This window comes from Phocaeicola coprophilus DSM 18228 = JCM 13818, from assembly GCF_000157915.1.
In the GTDB taxonomy this organism is placed as follows: Bacteria; Bacteroidota; Bacteroidia; order Bacteroidales; family Bacteroidaceae; genus Phocaeicola; species Phocaeicola coprophilus.
On sequence record NZ_EQ973647.1, the window covers coordinates 42,490 to 60,767 of the forward strand.

Consider the following 18,278-nt stretch of genomic DNA (forward strand, 5'->3'; position numbering starts at 1 on the left):
GAAAAACGCTTGAAAAGTCAGATTTCCAAACTGTCATTTTGATACTTTCCACTGGCTTGAAAATAAAAATTCACGATTGCTAGGCTGGTTGCAGGAGAATATGTATCTTTAGCCAGTTATGTATAATTAGTAACCTGTTCAATATGAAAAAGACAAAATTATCTCTCGTGGGGCTGGCTGTTCTGCTGTTGGGGGGAACAAGTATGTATGCCCAGTCATGGAGAGGCGGAGGACCTGTAACTCTGGATAAAAAATATGCAGGCTATCATTGTGTGAATTTATTAGACAGTACGAGTGTAACGGTTGAACCCACCGGACAGGGATCGTTTGCCGTTTGCCGGGCCGTTCAGGTACAGACACCGGTCGGTGCACTTCAGCAACGTGTCTTGAAATACGATTATGATCCGTTGACAGCAGCTGCTGTATTCAAGCGGGTCACTATTTATCATTCGGATGGAACATACACTCCGGTGGATGTGTCCAAAACATGCGATTATGCTGCTCCGGCAAGGGCTATTTACTGGGGAGCCCGCCAGATCATGCTGGAACTGGGACAGCTGGAACCGGGGGATATTATCGATTATGAAATTGATAAGAAAGGATTTACTTATGCATTGCTGGGCGATATGCCTCAGGAAGGAGATGATTCCCGTTTCATTCCTCCCATGCGTGGACAATTCTATGATATTGTACCTTTCTGGAGCAGTGATCCGACTTTGCGCAAGGTATATCGGGTAAGTCTTCCGGCAGAAAAAGAAATCCAGTTTCAGTTCTATCAGGGTGATTGCAGTTCGTCCATGCGCTACGAGGATGGACGTAAGGTCTATACATTTGCAAAAAATGAAATGATGCCGTTCCGTCGTGAGCCGAATATGGTAGACTTATATGATGCTGCTCCGAAACTGATGATGTCGACAACTCCGGACTGGAAAGAAAAGTCCCGCTGGTTTTATGGAGTCAATGAAGACTATGGCAGTTTCACGGCTATACCGGAAGCTCAGAAAAAGGTGGATGAACTGATCCGGGGAAAGAAAGCCGAACTGGAAAAGGTTGCGGTACTGACTCACTGGGTGGCTGATAACATCCGGTATGCAGGTATTTCCATGGGAAAAGGAGAAGGATTTACACTGCATAACCTGAAAATGAATTATACAGACCGTTGTGGAGTATGTAAGGATATTGCAGGAACACTGATTGCATTCCTGCGGATGGCCGGATTTGAAGCCTTTCCGGCAATGACAATGGCTGGAAGCCGGGTAGAAACGATTCCGGCCGATCATTTCAACCATTGTGTGGCAGTGGTGAAACTGAGTGACGGTACTATGATGCCGCTCGATCCGACATGGGTACCTTTCTGCCGGGAATTGTGGAGCAGTGCCGAACAGCAGCAGAATTACCTGCCGGGTACACCGGAGGGAACCGACCTTTGCATTACTCCCATCTCTGCTCCTGAGAACCATTATGTACGGATTCAGGCAAATAATGTACTGGACGATAAGGGAACTTTAAAAGGATCTTTCACCATTGAGGCAGAAGGCCAGAGTGACAGCAATATCCGCCGGATCTTTACAACCGGTTTCCAAAGTGAATGGAAAAACGCTCTGGAACGCCAGTTGCTGAATGTATCTCCTAAGGCGCGTCTGGAAGGTGTTGACTATGGACGTTCACCGAAAGACTACCAGCGTGCACCGATCCGCATGACGTTCCGTTATGAAATCCCTGACTATGCACTGAAGTCAGATCAGGGAGTGCTGATTTTTAAACCATTTGTTCTGAATAATCTTTATACACAGGTTTTATCTTATCTGCGGATAGATACAAATCTGGAAGAACGGAAATATGGATTCAAGGATGCCTGCTCCCGTTTGGTAGAACTGGAAGAAACATTGAGAATTCCTTCCGGCTATCAGTTGCAGGGAGGCGAGAAGCTGGAAAATCTGGATGGTCCGGGTGCAGGATTTACCGGATACCTGGGACAGGACGGAAACCGTTTGCAGCTGAAGACCTCTCTTCGGTTGAAGAAACGGGTGTATGAAGCTTCTGACTGGGACAGTTTCCGTAAGGCTGTGAATGCTGCCAAGAAATGCGGGGAATATATAGTACTGAAGAAATAACGGCGTATCGAACTGTTTTAAAATGAAAAAGTGATGAAGACATTATCAATCTATATAGGAATATTAGGGATGCTTTTACTGGCTGTTTTACCGGTAAAGGCAGAATCGGAAGCGGAGTTCCGTAAACTCTCGAAAACTTATACCTTACGTGCTGACGGCAGTCAGGAGTTGCGTGTACAGAAGGAACTGACTCTGTTTACTCATGCGGCGATGAATGGTTTGTACGGAGAAACATTTATCGTTTATGATCCGGAATTTCAGGAACTGACCATCCATGAGTCGTACACGCGTCAGAAGGATGGTACGGTGATCAAGACTCCTTCCAATGCACTGGTAGAAGTGCTGCCGTCTTCTGCGGCTAATGCTCCGGCATATAATCATCTGAAGGAAATGGTGGTTGTACATACAGGACTGGAACTGGGAGCTACGATTTATCTGGATTATTCCATTGTGAGCAAGGCGGGATATTTGCCGGAACTGGATGTATGTTGTCCGGTAAAGGAACTTTCTCCTGTCAAGGAATTTATCTTCCGGTTGAATGTTCCGGCTGGGAAATCCGTTCGCTATGAGCTGTTGAATGCATCGGCCAAACCGGTTATTGCCCAGGGAAATGGAATGAAGTCCTTTATATGGACTTTGAAAGATGTAGCGCCCCGCCCTTATGCTTATCCTTCCGGAAGAGGAAACTTGGGACTTGTGCAGGCCATAGCCAGTGGTATGATGCCGGTTTTTGTTGCTTCCACATGGCCCGGATATACAGAAGCGGTGAAGTATTTGCAGAAGCAGTTTGCCGTTGGCAATACTTCCGTAGTAGAAGGAAAGGTTGCTGAGCTGACTCAGGGGCTGGAAGGCAATCCTCAGGCAATGCGTAATGCCATTGCAAATTATATGGCGGGACTTTATCAGCTGGGACATTGCAATGTTTCGTTACAGGACGCCGGTTACCGGTTACGTCCGGCATCGGAAGTGATTACTTCTGCCTATGGAACTCAGGCGGAACTGGTTAATCTGGATGTTACTTTGCAGCGGGCTGCCGGACTGGAAGCAGAAGTTGCAGTATGTGCCTTACGTCCGTCAGTGGATGGAAACCGGGGACTGGCTACGGTTATGTCACTGGTGTGTCAGAGCAAAAAAATGCCGGAGAAAGTAGCTTTGACAGGAACGGAAGAAGCTTGTTTGCAGCCTTTCATGACCATTACGGATCTGCAAGGCAAAAAACTGATGCTGGAATCCTATCTGGGTGCAAAGGAAGCAAGAACAATTGATACGCTGGAGGTTAAGAGTGACAAATTGCAAGAGCTGGCAGATGGATGGGGAATCGTTCCTTTGTCTGATCCGACTCCGGTACATTCACTTTATGCTTATGCCGGTAATACAAGTATTTCAGAAAAGATTCTTTTGCCGAGAATGGTGGATTGTGCATTGGAAACCATAGTCCGTCTTCCTGAAGGAATGAAATGGTCCGGACATGCAGACAAGGAAATAAGCAATGCGTGCGGAAAAGTAGTCTTCAGTTATAAGGCAGTGAAAGGAGGAGTGAAAGTAACACGTTCCATTCGCATTGACCGTCAGTTGCAGACTCCGGCAAATTATAAGGAACTTTACGCTCTTCTGTCAGAATGGAGAGATACCAACAATCATACTCTGGTCGTGAAAAAAGTGTCAGAATGATTTTTAGATAGATTTTGATGGAATATCAGATTATCCTGTCAGGATAAGAACATGAGCCGTATCATTACTTGAAACAAGGTTTTGATACGGCTCATTTGTTGAAATCTGCTTGCGTTTTCAGTAAACTGTCTGAACTTTCGCTTTTGTTGTTAATTACTATTAATATTAGTAGATCTACTAATATATTTAGTTGTTTGTCTGAAAAATTTTATATCTTCGTATTGTATTAATCTTAAATGATCTGTTTATGAAGAAACTGACGGCAAAAGAAGAAGAAATAATGAATATCTTATGGGCCGAAGGTCCTTTGTTCATTCGTGAAATGCTGGCATTCTATCCGGAGCCTAAACCACATTACAATACGGTAGCTACCCTGGTGAAACTGTTGGCAGAAAAGGGTTTTGTCAGTTATCGTGCGTTTGGGAATACCTACCGTTACGAGGCTAAGATAACTGAAAATGAATACAAGGGTTCGGCGATCGGGGAGATTGTTGCCCAATATTTTGATAATTCTTATACCAAGGTTGTTTCTCAGTTTATTGAAGATGAGAAAATGGACCTGGAAGAACTGAAGCAGCTGATAGCTCAGATAGAGCAGGAAAAGAATGATCGTAAATCTTGAACTTATGGTAGCCTTTTTGATCTATTTACTGAAAAGCTCATTCTGCCTGACATTGCTCTATGGGTTCTATAAGTTGTTTTTCGCTTCGACCACTCGTTTTTCTTTGAACCGATGGGTACTGGTGGGCGGAATGCTGACCTGTCTGTTATTGCCTTTCGTCTCTCTGGAACTGGAGCATGAACCTTTAGTGCAGTCTCCTTTCAGGCTTATGCAGGAATGGGAACAGCCAGTTGAAGTAATACCAGCTCCTGCTGCCGGTATGGCAGAGACTGTTCGGCCGGAAACCAGTCATTGGGACTGGCTTGTGATATGGATGGTGGTTTATCTGTCGGGATGTACTTTTGTTTTCTTACAATGGGTTGCAGGCTATCTCCGTCTGTTCCGCTGGATAAACCGGCAAGAGTATAAAAAGTGTAATGGACTACGATGGGTGTTGTACGATATTCCTGTCCGCTCTTTCAGCTGGGGGACGTATATCGTCATGAGCCGTCAGGAGTATGAAGCATCCTCTCCGGTCTGTCTGCATGAGGAAATGCATTGCCGCTACGGACATTGTTATGATAATCTGCTGATACAGCTCATCTTAATCTTTCATTGGTGGAATCCGTTGGTGTGGAAACTGAAGCATGAACTTAGTGGTGTTCATGAGTATCAGGCCGATGAAGGTGTATTAGATCAAGGCTTCGATGTAAAAATATATCAATTGTTATTGGTGAGGAAAGCAGTGGGTTCAAGGCTCTACTCTATGGCTTGCGGTTTTACTCACAGTTCACTTAAAAAACGTATTTCTATGATGTCGAAAAAAAGAAACACCAAGTGGGTCCGGCTGCGTGTCTTGTTGGCCGTACCTCTGGCTGCAGGAGTAGTGTATGCCTTTGCGAAGCCGGAAGTGAAAGAAACGGTAGCAGATTATAGTGCAGTTCTTCAGACAAAGAATCAGGGAAAGGCGAAATCCCGACTGGTGGTAAGGGATGCGGAACAGCGGCGGGACACAGACAATCTGATGCTGGATCATATTTCGTCGGAAAAGGCGTATGTTCTGGAATTGTATTGCAACCAGCGGAACCACTTCCTTTTCGGGCCGGAAAATCCTGTTTCAAAGAAGGAGCTTGTTGATTGGGAAGCCATGACGGACAAGGTCAGGAAGCAACTGACAGACGCATTCGCTGAGCTGTATTCAAAACAGAAAAAGGAGATGTTTCCCATTGTTGTCCGTATTGTAGCCGACCGCAATGCGAAGATGGGAGCTATTACTACAGCCAAGCAGAAACTGATGAAAGCGTATGGTGAGGCCAGGCAGGAACTTTCGAAAACTTATCCTCAGGAGCTGGTGGACAAATGTCTGACTTCCCGTTTCTATTATGCTTCTCCGAAAGCATATGCGGATGTTCCGGCAGGAGTGGCCGACAAGAGTGTTCCGTTGCCGGGATATGGAATCCAGTTCTGGGTAGACAACAGGTTGGCAGGAGAGTTGAAGGATTTTTCGCTGGATGAACTTTCTTCGAAAATCATGCAGTTGCGTGAGGAAAATAAGGCTGAAAACTTTGCAGTTTCGTTGAAGATTCCTTCGGATGCTTCTGAAGGAGTGGTGTATGATATCAAGCAGGTATTGCGCAAAGGATATATGCTTAAACTGAATCTTACGAACGATTTTTAGAATTGATACCTTTAAATTTATGAAACCTTTAGCCTTTTATTCAAGTCTTATATCAGTTATATTTGTGTTTGCTTCTTGCCATAAGGAGGGTAAAAGTATTGTGACTCCGGTATCCAGTGGCCGGCCTTATGAGGTATTGGTGGTTGCTGATGACCAATGTTGGAACAGTCCGGACAGTGCGCTTTTCCACGTGCTTGATACCGATGTTCCGGGGTTGCCCCAGCCGGAGCGTTCTTTCCGGATTTCGAGAGTTCGTCCGGAGTCTTTTAACCGTAGTACCCGCTTGTTCCGCAACATCATTATCGCGGATATTCAGGACATTTATACTCAGACTAAATTCAAGTATACCCGTGATGCGTATGCTTCTCCACAGATGATTATGACTATCCAGTCACCGAGTCAGGAAGAGTTTGCCGAATATGTATCCAGGCATGGGCAGGTGATTATTGATTTCTTTACCCGTGCAGAAATGAACCGGGAAGTAAAGCTGTTGAAGAAGAAGCATAATGAGGTCTTGTCAGCCAAGGTGCAAAGCTTGTTTGACTGTGACATTTGGATGCCGGTAGAACTGGCTTCGTACAAGGTCGGCCAGCAGTTCCTGTGGGCTTCCAGCAACCTGAATGATCTGAACTTTGTTATCTATACTTATCCGTATGCCAGCAAGGAAACCTTTACAAAGGCATATTTCATAGAGAAACGGGATTCTGTGATGAAAGCCAACCTTCCGGGAGCAAAAGAAGGTATGTATATGGTGACTGCTGATTCCATGTTTGTAGATGCACGTAACATTGCGGTGCAGGGTGATTATGCATATGAAGTACGTGGTTTGTGGGAGATGGAGAACGATGCGATGGGAGGTCCTTTCGTTTCACATGCCCGTGTGGACCGTACGAACGGCCGGATTGTCGTCGTAGAAGGTTTTGTCTATAATCCGGGCAAACTGAAGCGTGACCAGATCCGTAAACTGAATGCAGCCCTTTATACCCTGAAACTTCCGCAGGAGAAAGAGGTGGGAGAGCTTCCTGTAGACAGTCAGATTTCGGAAGAATAAGGTGACGGAAGGCACTGGTTATCCTGTCTGGCAAGAACATGAGTAACAACTCAAAACTTTATCTGTATGCGGGATTGTAATACATTATAATGTGCTTTTCCTAGGGCTGAATATTGGTCTGTCTTTACATGCGAATAGTTTAACCGGAAGATAATATGTTTGTTAAGATAGTAATTCATCCCGGCGGAAAGATCCGTCAATGCGCCGCATTTCAGGTCAGAATCATTCAGATTCGTATGGTTAACGCGTACAAATATGGCTAGTGAGTTTTTATTTTCAGGGCATAATGGCAGGGCATCTCTTCGGTCATATCCCAGCCGGTTTCCTAAAATAAAATATCCACCTTCTATATATCCGCCATAAGCGTTGTAGCTGGGGCTGTTATTTCGCCTGATGATCATGCCCATAACTTCTCCCTGCAGGAAGAACTTAAGGTGATGGAAGATAGATTCGATGTTCCATTGATATTGGCATTGACTGTGGCTGATTGTCGAGTCGAATACAAAAGGTACGGGCAGGTATGTGTCTCCCGTACCTTTTAATGAAATGCTTCTCTATCCGGTTTCTGTATTCTTATCCGGGCGTTTGTACAGGCCACCTGTTCCGATGTGAAGCAGGGTATGTGCATTGTCCAACGGTCTGTAGACGAAACGTAATGTAGCATTTACTCCTTGTTTGATATTCTTATGGAAGTTGAGACCATCTCCGCAGAATACGCTGCCTGATGCATAAAATTTTGATTTCGACCAGGTGTAGGATGCTCCAATTCTTCGACCGGGATAAAATATTTCTGCCACGTTGGTACCAGTCATGAACAGATAATCATTGGTACTGACAGACTGGTCCAGACTGAACATCCCTATCATATAGCCTATCCTCAGCATGTGTCCGTTTTTCGTTTTCTGCAAGAAGGCGTCTTTCAGTCTCACTTTGTTTGAAGCAAATCCTACATCCAATTTGGTGTACCATCCATCACCAAAATCGGCTTTGCCCGTAATACGCAGGTCTGATATGCCAACACCTGAATTGAAACAGGCGGGAGAAGCTGTAAAAATACCTCCATCTAGAAACAATCTGCCTCCTAAACTGTATTTTTTTTCGGCCTGGACGGTTAGAACGACAGGGAGCAAAAATAACAGAGAAAGTACACGTATCAGATTGGAAGGTTTTTTTATGCTTGGTCAGTAAATTGGTTATGGTATTAAAAATCAGTGTATTTTGGTAGAAATTATTTATTGGGTTTTAAAAAACTTTCTGGAAATGTCACTTCTTGTTCCGTATGATTCTTTACACGAATCCAGGTGCGGAATCCTTTTTCTCCTTCAGTCAGTTCGATGATACGGGCCCCGTTGGACAGATTGTTGTAAACGGTATTTCCACCAGTATAACGTCCGTAGGGTTCAATGGCTATGTCAGAACGTGGATCATCAGAAATGTAGTGTACATCGGTAAACTGGACGATTTTGAACTTTCCGTTGGCATTGAACTTTAAGTTTTGTGCACAGGCTAGTGCAGCCATGCATAATAGGCAATAGATACAAAGATACTTTTTCATTTTTCTGTTAATGTTATATTAAACTGATCAAAGGGTTGTTTACGCCATGCATATTGGCAGGTCGTTGGAGAAAGGGCAAATAAGGGAGAGAAAGTACGTACTGAAATTGTTTTTCCGTCCGGTTTGAATTCAAGAATACGCAGCCAGCAATCTCCTCCATTGCCAAACCATTGACCGTCGGCTGTTTGCGCGTTGAACATCATCTGGGCTACTTCGTTCCCTGAATGGTTTTTGTCCGTCCGGAAACTGACTTGTTGTGCATAGTCTGTAATGTGACATTCGTGACCGCAAATTACAAGCTTGATATTATCGGAAGGATAAACCAGTTTTTGCCATAAAGCTTCCGCATAGTTCACATCCTGCATCTGATAATTTTCCGTAATAAAACGTTTGCCTTCATAATCCAGGAAAGAGTGAGTAAGCAGTATCACTTTATGGTCCTTATATTTTTTATCCCCGATGATGTGTCTGGCCCATTCAATGGCTTCGTCTCTAGGTGCGAACTCAAGACTGAGTACAAGGATTTTTCCCCATGTATCAGAAATGAATTCGTATACGGCGTTTTCGAGAGTAGGAAGTCCTTCGTAATTGTTTCCGGCAGCAATTAATGATTCCTGTAGACAATGGTTGCGTTCCGGATAAAAATAATATCGGAACTGTGTGAATCTTTTCTCGGAAGCTTTGTAGCCGTAGTCGTGATTGCCCGTACATACTACGTAAGGAACTTTACCATCGAGTTTTTCGAAAGAACGGGAAACAGCTTCCCATTGTTCCCGGCTTGTTTGGTCACCATTGATACCATCAGCCTGGATTATACTGTTTTGCTCTACCAAATCTCCTGTACAAAGTACATTTTTAATATGAAGTGTTTCAATATTATTAGCAATCCAGGCGGTCTGTAAATCAAAGAGAGGCTGGTTGGCTGCAAACTTGATGTAGCTTTGCGGGTCAGGAAGTAGAATCATGGAAAAGGATTTCTCGTCTTCCAAATTAGCATTGACCGGATAAACCTGAGCCTGTGAAATCAGACTACAACATATCAATAAAAAAGCAGATAATATGGTTTTCATAATAATTTAACGTGATAAAAATATTAATATATTTATCCGAATATTAGAGGTAATAAAGTGTAAATTTATAGTATCAAATTATAGCATTTAAACGATAGCCCCTATGTTCCCCGGGCATAAAGTTACAGAGATTTATTGTATGGCCGATGATTTTTGCAAGAAATTTACGTTGCAACAGGAAAATTTATGATTGAAGACAGGAATAGAATGCCAGATATGAGGATATGGTACTTGCCATGTGTGAAAACAAAAATATACCCCAGCAAGATTTTCTTGCTGGGGTAATGTATGATTGATAAGAATCAAATCTTATTTGTCACCGCGGATAGCTGCGATACCCGGCAGGATCTTGCCTTCGATAGCTTCCAGCAAAGCACCACCACCAGTAGAGATGTAAGATACCTGGTCAGCCATACCGAACTTGTTGATACAAGCTACAGAGTCACCACCACCGATCAGTGAGAAAGCACCTTCTTTAGTAGCTTCTGCGATTGCTTCTGCGATAGCTTTAGAACCACCAGCGAAGTTGTCCATTTCGAATACACCGGCAGGACCGTTCCACAGGATAGTCTTGGCACCCTTGATAGCAGCCTTGAATTCTTCGCGAGTCTTAGGACCTGCATCCAGACCCATCCATCCGTCAGGAATGTTCTTGTCGTCGCAAACCTGAGTGTTGGCATCATTAGCAAATTTATCAGCAGCGATGCAGTCGCAACCCAGAACCAGGTTTACACCTTTTGCTTTTGCCTTTTCGATGATATCCAAAGCCAGCTGCAGTTTGTCGTCTTCAACTAGTGAGTTACCGATCTTACCACCCTGTGCTTTTGCGAAAGTAAATGCCATACCACCGCAGAGGATCAGGTTGTCTACTTTATCCATCAGGTTTTCGATGATACCGATCTTAGTAGATACTTTAGAACCACCCATGATAGCAGTGAACGGACGTTTGATATCTTTCAATACGTTGTCAACAGCCTGTACTTCTTTTTCCATCAGGTAACCCAGCATCTTGTGGTCTGCATCGAAGTAGTCAGCGATAACAGCAGTAGAAGCGTGTTTACGGTGAGCAGTACCGAAAGCATCCATTACATAGCAGTCAGCGTAAGAAGCCAGAGTCTTGGCAAATTCTTTCTGAGAAGCCTTCATAGCTTTCTTTGCATCTTCGTAAGCAGGATCTTCTTTTTCGATACCTACAGGCTTACCTTCTTCTTCCGGATAGAAACGCAGGTTTTCCAGCAACAGAACTTCACCCGGTTTCAATGCAGCAGCAGCTTCCTGTGCTTTAGCGCAGTCCGGAGCAAACTGAACCGGAGTACCCAGAGCTGCAGCAACAGCGTCAACGATCTGGCTCAGAGAATATTTAGCGTTTACTTTGCCTTTGGGTTTACCCATGTGTGACATGATGATCAGTGCACCACCGTCAGCCAAGATTTTTTTCAGGGTAGGCAGGGCACCACGGATACGGGTGTCATCAGTAATTTTACCTTCTTCGTTCAAAGGTACGTTGAAGTCAACGCGAACGATTGCCTTTTTGCCGGCAAAGTTGAATTTGTCAATAGTCATCATAATTCCTTATTTTAAAAAGTTGTTTGAATCTTATTTTCTTAGATGCAGCGCAAAGTTAAGAAAAAAATGTGACAGGTGTGATTTTGATGAAATTATTTTCGCCAGATGTGTTATTTTATCTGAATATTGGAACAGCGAGATAAAAAAAGCCGTCTGTTGCAGAATTGCAGACAGACGGCTCGCGTGTTTGTTCTGTATTTAGAATTGATAGTTGAGGCTCAGTCCGAATACCTTGTTGGTGCGGCTGTATACATCCGTTCCCGGCATTCCTGTACCGTTATAGTTGTCTGAGCTTTTTTCGTAATCTTCATAATTTGTCCAGAAATAAGCAATATCAATGCTCCAAGCTTCGCTGAGTCTGGCTCTGGCACCGAATCCCAGTGAGTAAGAACTGCAATAGAAGCTGGTGTCTGTCTGGAAATCATCACTCAGTCCGTAACTGGTCTTCTGGAATCCTCCGCTGACAGTCAGCATTTTGACGATATCCCATTCTATACCGGCCAGGTATTCATGGGTTCCGTGTGTCAGGGTTTTCTGGCGGTCATTGAGCATACCTGCACGTTTGTCATCGAAGAAATGATATTCTACTGAAGCTCTCAGGTTAGGCAGGATTTCATAACCGGCAGCTACACTGAGGTAAGCCGGAATGTCACTCGGTGTCTGTTCACCGTCTGCATAGGGCTTAAGTACGGATTCCGGTACACCATCCGGCACCAGCAGTTTGTCGGTCTTGTTTTCTATGTTCAGGTTGGTCTTAAATTCATATTTGGCAGCCAGGTTCCATCGTCCCAACTTTGCATCGATGCCGATGATCGGAGTGAGTCCCCATCCGCTCTGGTCGCATTTCAGCTGTAGATCAGCAAGTGTCTTTCCACCATAACTTTCTTTCATTTTTGCGATGAGGTAACCTTCGTAGCCACTTTTCACATAGTTCATGCGTCCTCCGGCAAACACGCTCAGCCAGTCATTGATTTTGTAGCTCAATCCCAGTTGTACACCATAGATGTATTGCTTTCCGTCCATAGCCGTATTGATGTCATACATGGAAGGAGTGACCAGTCCTTGTGACTGCTGGGCAATCAGGCCTGCAGCCATGGCATCAAACATGGGAAGTCCGTTGTCGAAGGATGCTTTTCCTCCTCCGCCCGTGATGGCAAATCCGGCAGAGATTACCCAATTGTCACGTTTGTAAGCACCGTGGAAACTGGGGATAAGCGGAGCTGAAGCTGTTCCTTTATAATATTTCTCGGTGATATTTCCATCTTGAGTCCAAAGCGGAGTACTTGCATGAATTTCACGGGTCTGATAGGCACTCTGTCCTGTCAGTGACAGGTGGAATCCGTCTTTAGGCAGAAAAGCCAGTCCGGCGGGATTGCTGTATACTCCGTCTACATCGATGGAAGCTCCTCGTGCCACCATACGGAGAAAAGCTGCATTCTGATTCGTATTGGTCAAATAGTCTCCTGCAAAAGTTGGATTTGAAACGATCAGTGTCGCTGCACCGATCAGCAAAAATTTCTTTGTTGACATGTAAATCTCTTTAAAATTCGGCTGCAAAGGTAGTTTAAAAGGACATGTGAACCAAATATTTGTTCTTTTATTTCTTACTAATAATTCAAAATGAAATTGTTTTATTTGTAACTATTTGAGGCGAAGTAGCTTTTGAGAATTCTGTTTCGTTTGCTTGCTTTGTTCTCTTTGCAAATATATTGTTAGAATGTGCAAATTTTGTGACAAGCAGTTTATTTTTAAACCTCTATCTTTGCTATTGTATTATTAACCTTGTGTGCTATGGTGTATAACTTACATATTACGACAGATGAAGCAGGCGCCTTGCTGGAGTTGAGTGATTCATTGGCCGATCAGTTGGAAGGAGTCGTTGAAGCATTCAATCGCACTATCCATCCGGCAGGAGGCTACAGAGTCTATGAAACCATTCATCTGGATGCAGACGGATTTGTGCTGGAAGGTATACCTTTTCATACAGGATACAAAATAGCTCATGCTTTGAGGGGATCGTCGTCATTGGCGGTCGTATCAATTACGTTAGGTGAAGATATTTCCCGATTGATCGAACAATATAATAAGGAGTTTGATTTTATCACGGCTTACTGGCTGGATAAGCTTTCAAACTGGGCCCTGGAGCAGCTGATGCGCCTGCTGAAACAGGAACTTCGGGAAGAAGTGGCGAAAGATCATCTGAAGATCACCTCTCACTGGGGGCCCGGATATTGTGGCTGGGACTTGAAAGAGCAGGAAAAACTGTTGCCTTTGTCCGGTGCTGACCAGTGGGGAATTACCTTGTCCTCTTCCATGCTGATGCGTCCTGTAAAATCCATGAGTGGAGTTGTCGGCATAGGTGATCAGGTGATTTATAAAGAAAGCGGTTGTGGAGACTGCAGGTTGCCTAATTGCGCTTATCGTTCTTTAAAGTGGTAAAAATGAAGCAGTGTCTATTACATATTGAACCTTTGGGAGTAACTCTTTCTGCCGACAGAGGGACATCTCTTTATGAAGTGCTGAAAAACTGTCATCTGGAATTTCCCTGTGGGGGAAAAGGACTGTGCGGTAACTGTAAGGTACGGATTCTTTCCGGACAGGTAGAGAAAACGGAAGTTCACAGGGCATTCCTCGAACGGAAACATTTGTCCTCGGAATGGTGTCTGGCCTGTCTGACGGTGCTGACGGAAGACCTGACCATCGAAATACCTGAGGGGGCGATGGACATACAGACGGATGAGTCTGAGATTACAGGAAACGGCGGGAAAGAGGAATATGCCGTTGCTGTGGATGTCGGATCCACAACGGTCGTTTCCCAGCTGGTGGCGTTGCATACGGGAAAGGTACTTGCAACCTGTAGCGGAATCAATCCTCAGACAACCTACGGAGCAGATATCATATCCCGTATTGCCTTTGCGGTGTCGGATAAGCGTCAGGCCGCTCTTCTGCGCGATTTGTTGCGTGAAGAGATCGGAAAACAGATAGCTCAGTTGCTCCGTGAATGTCCCGGTTGTATTCCATCCCGGATCCGGCTGGTTGGCAATACGGTTATGCACCATTTATTCGCAGGCTATGACGTCCGTCCCTTGTCCGCAGCACCTTTTCAGTCACCGCTGAATGACGGATACAGGTACTTGCCTTCTGAATTAGGATGGGATCTGCCGGATCGTTGTTCCGTTGAGTTTCTTCCCAACATCAGTCATTTTATCGGAAGCGATATTCTGGCGGGAATCAAAGCCTGCGGTATGGCTGACTCTGATGAATATGTCCTGTTGATCGATCTGGGAACCAATGGAGAGATGGTTGCAGGCAACCGGCAAAAACTGTGGTGTACTTCTACTGCTGCAGGGCCGGCTTTTGAAGGTATTAATATTTCGTGTGGGATGCGGGCTTCCGACGGGGCCATAAGCGGAGTGGAGTTTGAAGATGGAAAGTTTGTGGTGACTACCATCGGAGGAGAACCCCCCAAAGGCTTGTGTGGAAGCGGACTGGTTGAGGCCGTTGATTGTTTGTTGCAGCAGGGTTTCATTGATTTTACAGGGATGACAACCGGTGAAAATACAGGAGATTTTCAGCTGGCGGACGGAGTGTTCCTGACTTTGGCCGATATTCGTGAGTTCCAACTGGCCAAGGCTGCCATCGCAACAGGCATTTCCTTCTTGCTGAAATACAGTGGAATCCGGATGGAAGATCTGACCCGTGTGTATGTGACGGGAGGACTGGGCAACCACCTGAATGTAGATAAAATCAAACGTCTGGGGCTTTTGTCCCAGGTTCCGTCTGACCGGTTTCAGGTCTTGCCCAATGCAGCCCTTTGGGGATGCAAACTTTCTTTGACCGGACAGGACACTGCCGGCTGGAAAGATATTTTGCAGCGCCTGGTCTATTGTCCGCTTGAAACAGCAGCGGAATTTCAGGACTTCTATTGTGAGCATTTGTTTTTTCCTTATGAATAATTTTAAAGATAACAGGATATGAAAATGAAGAAACATTTAATTTTGAGCATGCTGTTGCTGGGGTTTGCAGGCATGCTGGAAGCGGAGAATGTGCAGCGTACCCTGCCGGATGTCGTTGAGGGAGTCCGTGACGAGGTGATTTCCCTGAACGGAGAGTGGCAGTTTCAGTATGCTCCGGGAGAGAAATGGGAACGTGTGACGGTTCCGGGGGAACTGGCCATGCAGGGATATGGCATTGAGCATGATAAACCGGTTTTGTATAAGAAGACGATTCTTGTGCCGGCTGACTATCGGGGCAAGCAGGTGATTTTACGCTTTGACGGAGTTTATTCGTATGCACGTCTGTGGGTCAACGGCAAGCAGGCTGCCGAACATGCCGGAGGATTTACCCGCTGGGAAACGGATATCACCTCTTTGATCCGCATCGGAAAGAAAAACGAAATCCGTCTGGAAGTAACCGACCGGCTGAATGACATATCTTATGCTTCAGGATACGCCCATCATCCTATCGGAGGAATCTTGAGAGGTGTTTCCCTCTATGCGCTTCCGGAAAGCAACATGCGGGATTTCTTTGTTGAGACTTTGCTGGATGATGCTTATCAGGATGCTGATCTGCGCATTGTTTATTCCATGTCTGCTTCTGCCAAGGTTTCATTTACCTTAAAGGAGAAGAAAAGCGGCCGGGTTTGCCTGGAGTCCGGTGTTCTGGCCTGTCAGCAGGGAGACAATGAACATCGTTTCAGAATCAGCCGTCCGGAGTTGTGGGATGCCGAACATCCGAACCTTTATGTCTTGCAGGTGAATGTCCAGTCGGCTGACGGCGGATATTCGTTTGAACGTGAAATCGGTTTCCGGAAGATTGAGGTGAAAGGTGACCGCATGCTGGTCAATGGCAAGCAGGTGAAGCTGCGTGGAGCCTGCCGTCATGACATTCATCCTACGTTGGGGCGTACTTCTACTCCGGAACTGGACAGTCTGGATGCAGCGCTGTTCAAGCGTGCCAATATGAATTTTGTCCGGACTTCTCATTATCCTCCTACAGAAAGTTTCCTGAAATATTGTGACCGGGAAGGTATTTATGTAGAATGTGAAACGGCGGTTTGTTTTGTGGATACTTACCGTCAGAAGAATTATGCTCCCGGAAAGAGTCAGGATGATCCGGAAGCTACTGCCCAGTATCTGGGTCAGCTGGAAGAGATGGTCGCTACTTCCCGTTCGCATGCTTCCGTGCTTTTCTGGTCGATCGGTAACGAATCCGTTTATGGAAAGAACTTCCAGCTGTCGTATGACTGGCTGAAGAATGAAGACAAGACCCGTCCGGTGATATTCAGTTACCCGGGACTGGTGGAAAAAGGAAAAACAGCATTCGACCTGTTAAGCATGCACTATCCCGGCTGCGACGGTACATTGTCCCAGTTTAATGTTTCTACCCGTGGTTTCCAGGGAGAAGGAAAACCGGCTCTGTTTGATGAGTGGGCGCATGTTCCTTGCTACACGTATACGACCTTGCAGGATGATCCCAATATCCGGGGATTCTGGGCAATCTCTCTGGATAAAATGTGGAGTAATCTGTTTAAGGCGCCGGGTGGCCTGGGAGGAGCTATCTGGTGTTATTCCGATGAAACGTTTATGCTGCCTGTTCCGAAGAAAGGAACCTCTTACTGGATTGAGTTTGCCTATACCAAGAAGCCGAAAGACTTTAACGGCAACTGTGTCGGTTACGGTGAATGGGGAATCGTAGATGTATGGCGGAGAGAAAAGCCCGAGTTCTGGGGAACCAAGAAGGCATATTCTCCTGTCCGTGTGCTGAAGACTCAGGTGGGAGATGTTACCAGAAATACTCCGATACTGCTGCCGGTCTTTAACCGTTTTGACCATACGAATCTCAATGAGCTTACGGCTAAGGCCACTTACAAGGGACAGACTTTTGACGTAACTCTTCCTGATCTGAATCCGCATGACAAAGGTGTGTTGAGCGTGCCTGCTCAGGCCTGGGAAAATGGAAACAGCTTCCTGCTCGAATTCTTTGATGCAGAAGGACGACTGATTGATGCGGAAGAAATAGCCATAGGAAATCCGGTCCGGCCGGAATATCTGAATGCTTCCGGCAATTTGAAGCTGATGGTTGAGGATACGGACGGATATCTGAAGTTAAAAGGAAAAGGTTTTGAAATTCCTTTTAACAAGTCTACCGGACTGATGGAAAATGTAACTTCACATGGAGAAATTGTCATCCGGAAAGGTCCGTTCCTGAATCTGGATTTGAATGTGAACCACCTGACCGGAGCAGAGGTTCGTGACAAAGCCCAAAACTACATTGTTGCCGACAAGGACTGGAAGAAGAAGGATTTTCGTTACGCGCTGAAAGGCTCGGAATGCCATGTCTTCCTTTCCGGAAACTATTTGGGTGTTGATCTGGAACTTCAGATGACAGTGGAGGCTGACGGAACAGTGACATTCAACTATCAGACTCAGGGAGAACCGAACGGCTGGCTGAGAGAGGCCGGATTGAAGTTCTATCTGACGGATAATTTTGCAGAGCTGGAATGGAAACGTGACGGGTACTGGTCTTATTACCCGGAAGATAATTTTGCCGGAAATGCAGGACAGACTCCTTTATATAATAAGAAAAAAGTGGAATATGGGGAAGATCCGCAACAGCCCTGGAATATGGACACCTATAATTATTACTATTTCTCAGACAAGGGAGCCATCTGTCAGCGTCCGTTGACGAATAAGGCAAAGGGAATGAAAGAGAACATTTATGAGTATCAGCTGAAAACTGCGGATAATCATTTGCTGACCGTGCTGTCGCGTGAAGGCAGTCTGGGATGCAGAATGAACAAGATGTCGGACGACCAGCTGATCCTTTATGTCAATAATCGCTGGGACTACCCTGAAATAGCCTGGGGTGATTATTGCAAGGAACTGGAGGTAACTCCGGTTTCCGGACTGATCAAAATACGTTTATGAAACCTTTTCTCAGGTAGATTTTCTGAGGTAATATTTGTTTGGC

The 18,278-nt window shown here is 45.3% G+C and carries 11 protein-coding genes and 3 pseudogenes; 9 read left to right on the top strand and 5 right to left on the bottom strand.

Annotation, left to right across the window (positions count from 1 at the left end):
* Window positions 1–143: 143 nt before the first annotated feature.
* The 5 genes from BACCOPRO_RS13905 to BACCOPRO_RS13925 all read left to right on the top strand — a co-directional run bounded on the left by BACCOPRO_RS13905 (window position 144) and on the right by BACCOPRO_RS13925 (window position 7,115).
* Window positions 144–2,114, top strand: coding sequence for a DUF3857 domain-containing transglutaminase family protein (locus tag BACCOPRO_RS13905; protein ID WP_008144555.1), 1,971 nt, complete (start codon window positions 144–146; stop codon window positions 2,112–2,114).
* Window positions 2,115–2,147: 33 nt separating this feature from the next.
* Window positions 2,148–3,785 (top strand): DUF3857 domain-containing protein, encoded by a 1,638-nt coding sequence (locus tag BACCOPRO_RS13910; protein ID WP_008144557.1) that lies wholly within the window; start codon window positions 2,148–2,150, stop codon window positions 3,783–3,785.
* Window positions 3,786–4,032: 247 nt separating this feature from the next.
* A complete protein-coding gene (locus BACCOPRO_RS13915) occupies window positions 4,033–4,407 on the top strand; it encodes a BlaI/MecI/CopY family transcriptional regulator (RefSeq protein WP_008144559.1) in 375 nt (124 codons plus the stop codon).
* Window positions 4,391–6,064: a M56 family metallopeptidase gene (locus BACCOPRO_RS13920; protein WP_008144561.1), complete on the top strand. Its 1,674-nt coding sequence runs from the start codon at window positions 4,391–4,393 to the stop codon at window positions 6,062–6,064. Before BACCOPRO_RS13915 ends, BACCOPRO_RS13920 begins: the two co-directional genes overlap by 17 nt.
* A gap of 19 nt (window positions 6,065–6,083) precedes the next feature.
* On the top strand, window positions 6,084–7,115 hold the full coding sequence (locus tag BACCOPRO_RS13925) for a DUF4837 family protein (RefSeq protein WP_008144563.1): 1,032 nt from the start codon (window positions 6,084–6,086) through the stop codon (window positions 7,113–7,115).
* Between the two features lie 50 nt (window positions 7,116–7,165).
* On the opposite strand, the pseudogene BACCOPRO_RS18555 reads toward BACCOPRO_RS13925, so the two are convergent.
* The 3 genes and pseudogenes from BACCOPRO_RS18555 to BACCOPRO_RS13940 form a co-directional block, all read right to left on the bottom strand.
* Window positions 7,166–8,245 (bottom strand): annotated as a pseudogene (locus BACCOPRO_RS18555) (OprO/OprP family phosphate-selective porin).
* A 98-nt stretch (window positions 8,246–8,343) separates the two neighbouring features.
* Window positions 8,344–8,511, bottom strand: a pseudogene (locus BACCOPRO_RS18700) (metallophosphoesterase family protein); the annotation flags it as partial.
* 155 nt (window positions 8,512–8,666) lie between these two features.
* A complete protein-coding gene (locus BACCOPRO_RS13940) occupies window positions 8,667–9,740 on the bottom strand; it encodes a metallophosphoesterase (protein ID WP_008144569.1) in 1,074 nt (357 codons plus the stop codon).
* A gap of 103 nt (window positions 9,741–9,843) precedes the next feature.
* Between BACCOPRO_RS13940 and BACCOPRO_RS18705 the strand changes: the two are divergent.
* Window positions 9,844–9,965, top strand: a pseudogene (locus BACCOPRO_RS18705) (IS982 family transposase); the annotation flags it as partial.
* Between the two features lie 84 nt (window positions 9,966–10,049).
* Here the strand turns inward: BACCOPRO_RS18705 and BACCOPRO_RS13945 are convergent.
* Together BACCOPRO_RS13945 and BACCOPRO_RS13950 are read right to left on the bottom strand one after the other, a co-directional pair.
* Entirely contained in the window at window positions 10,050–11,306 is a 1,257-nt protein-coding gene (locus BACCOPRO_RS13945) for a phosphoglycerate kinase (protein ID WP_008144570.1), read from the bottom strand.
* 198 nt (window positions 11,307–11,504) lie between these two features.
* Entirely contained in the window at window positions 11,505–12,836 is a 1,332-nt protein-coding gene (locus BACCOPRO_RS13950; protein WP_008144571.1) for an OmpP1/FadL family transporter, read from the bottom strand.
* Window positions 12,837–13,097: 261 nt separating this feature from the next.
* On the opposite strand from BACCOPRO_RS13950, the gene BACCOPRO_RS17270 reads away from it, so the two are divergent.
* The 3 genes from BACCOPRO_RS17270 to BACCOPRO_RS13965 are packed head-to-tail and all read left to right on the top strand — an operon-like array spanning window position 13,098 to window position 18,235.
* Window positions 13,098–13,745: a vitamin B12 dependent-methionine synthase activation domain-containing protein gene (locus tag BACCOPRO_RS17270; RefSeq protein WP_008144573.1), complete on the top strand. Its 648-nt coding sequence runs from the start codon at window positions 13,098–13,100 to the stop codon at window positions 13,743–13,745.
* Between the two features lie 2 nt (window positions 13,746–13,747).
* On the top strand, window positions 13,748–15,262 hold the full coding sequence (locus tag BACCOPRO_RS13960; RefSeq protein ID WP_054856453.1) for an ASKHA domain-containing protein: 1,515 nt from the start codon (window positions 13,748–13,750) through the stop codon (window positions 15,260–15,262).
* An 18-nt stretch (window positions 15,263–15,280) separates the two neighbouring features.
* On the top strand, window positions 15,281–18,235 hold the full coding sequence (locus BACCOPRO_RS13965; protein ID WP_008144576.1) for a glycoside hydrolase family 2 protein: 2,955 nt from the start codon (window positions 15,281–15,283) through the stop codon (window positions 18,233–18,235).
* The last annotated feature ends 43 nt before the right edge of the window (window positions 18,236–18,278 follow it).

What these genes read in the sequence shown, in the direction of transcription:
- BACCOPRO_RS13905 (WP_008144555.1), top strand. Translation starts at nt 144, where the DNA reads ATGAAAAAGACAAAATTATCTCTCGTGGGGCTGGCTGTTCTGCTGTTG.
- BACCOPRO_RS13910 (WP_008144557.1), top strand. Translation starts at nt 2,148, where the DNA reads ATGAAGACATTATCAATCTATATAGGAATATTAGGGATGCTTTTACTG.
- BACCOPRO_RS13915 (WP_008144559.1), top strand. Translation starts at nt 4,033, where the DNA reads ATGAAGAAACTGACGGCAAAAGAAGAAGAAATAATGAATATCTTATGG.
- BACCOPRO_RS13920 (WP_008144561.1), top strand. Translation starts at nt 4,391, where the DNA reads ATGATCGTAAATCTTGAACTTATGGTAGCCTTTTTGATCTATTTACTG.
- BACCOPRO_RS13925 (WP_008144563.1), top strand. Translation starts at nt 6,084, where the DNA reads ATGAAACCTTTAGCCTTTTATTCAAGTCTTATATCAGTTATATTTGTG.
- BACCOPRO_RS13940 (WP_008144569.1), bottom strand. Translation starts at nt 9,740, where the DNA reads ATGAAAACCATATTATCTGCTTTTTTATTGATATGTTGTAGTCTGATT.
- BACCOPRO_RS13945 (WP_008144570.1), bottom strand. Translation starts at nt 11,306, where the DNA reads ATGATGACTATTGACAAATTCAACTTTGCCGGCAAAAAGGCAATCGTT.
- BACCOPRO_RS13950 (WP_008144571.1), bottom strand. Translation starts at nt 12,836, where the DNA reads ATGTCAACAAAGAAATTTTTGCTGATCGGTGCAGCGACACTGATCGTT.
- BACCOPRO_RS17270 (WP_008144573.1), top strand. Translation starts at nt 13,098, where the DNA reads ATGGTGTATAACTTACATATTACGACAGATGAAGCAGGCGCCTTGCTG.
- BACCOPRO_RS13960 (WP_054856453.1), top strand. Translation starts at nt 13,748, where the DNA reads ATGAAGCAGTGTCTATTACATATTGAACCTTTGGGAGTAACTCTTTCT.
- BACCOPRO_RS13965 (WP_008144576.1), top strand. Translation starts at nt 15,281, where the DNA reads ATGAAAATGAAGAAACATTTAATTTTGAGCATGCTGTTGCTGGGGTTT.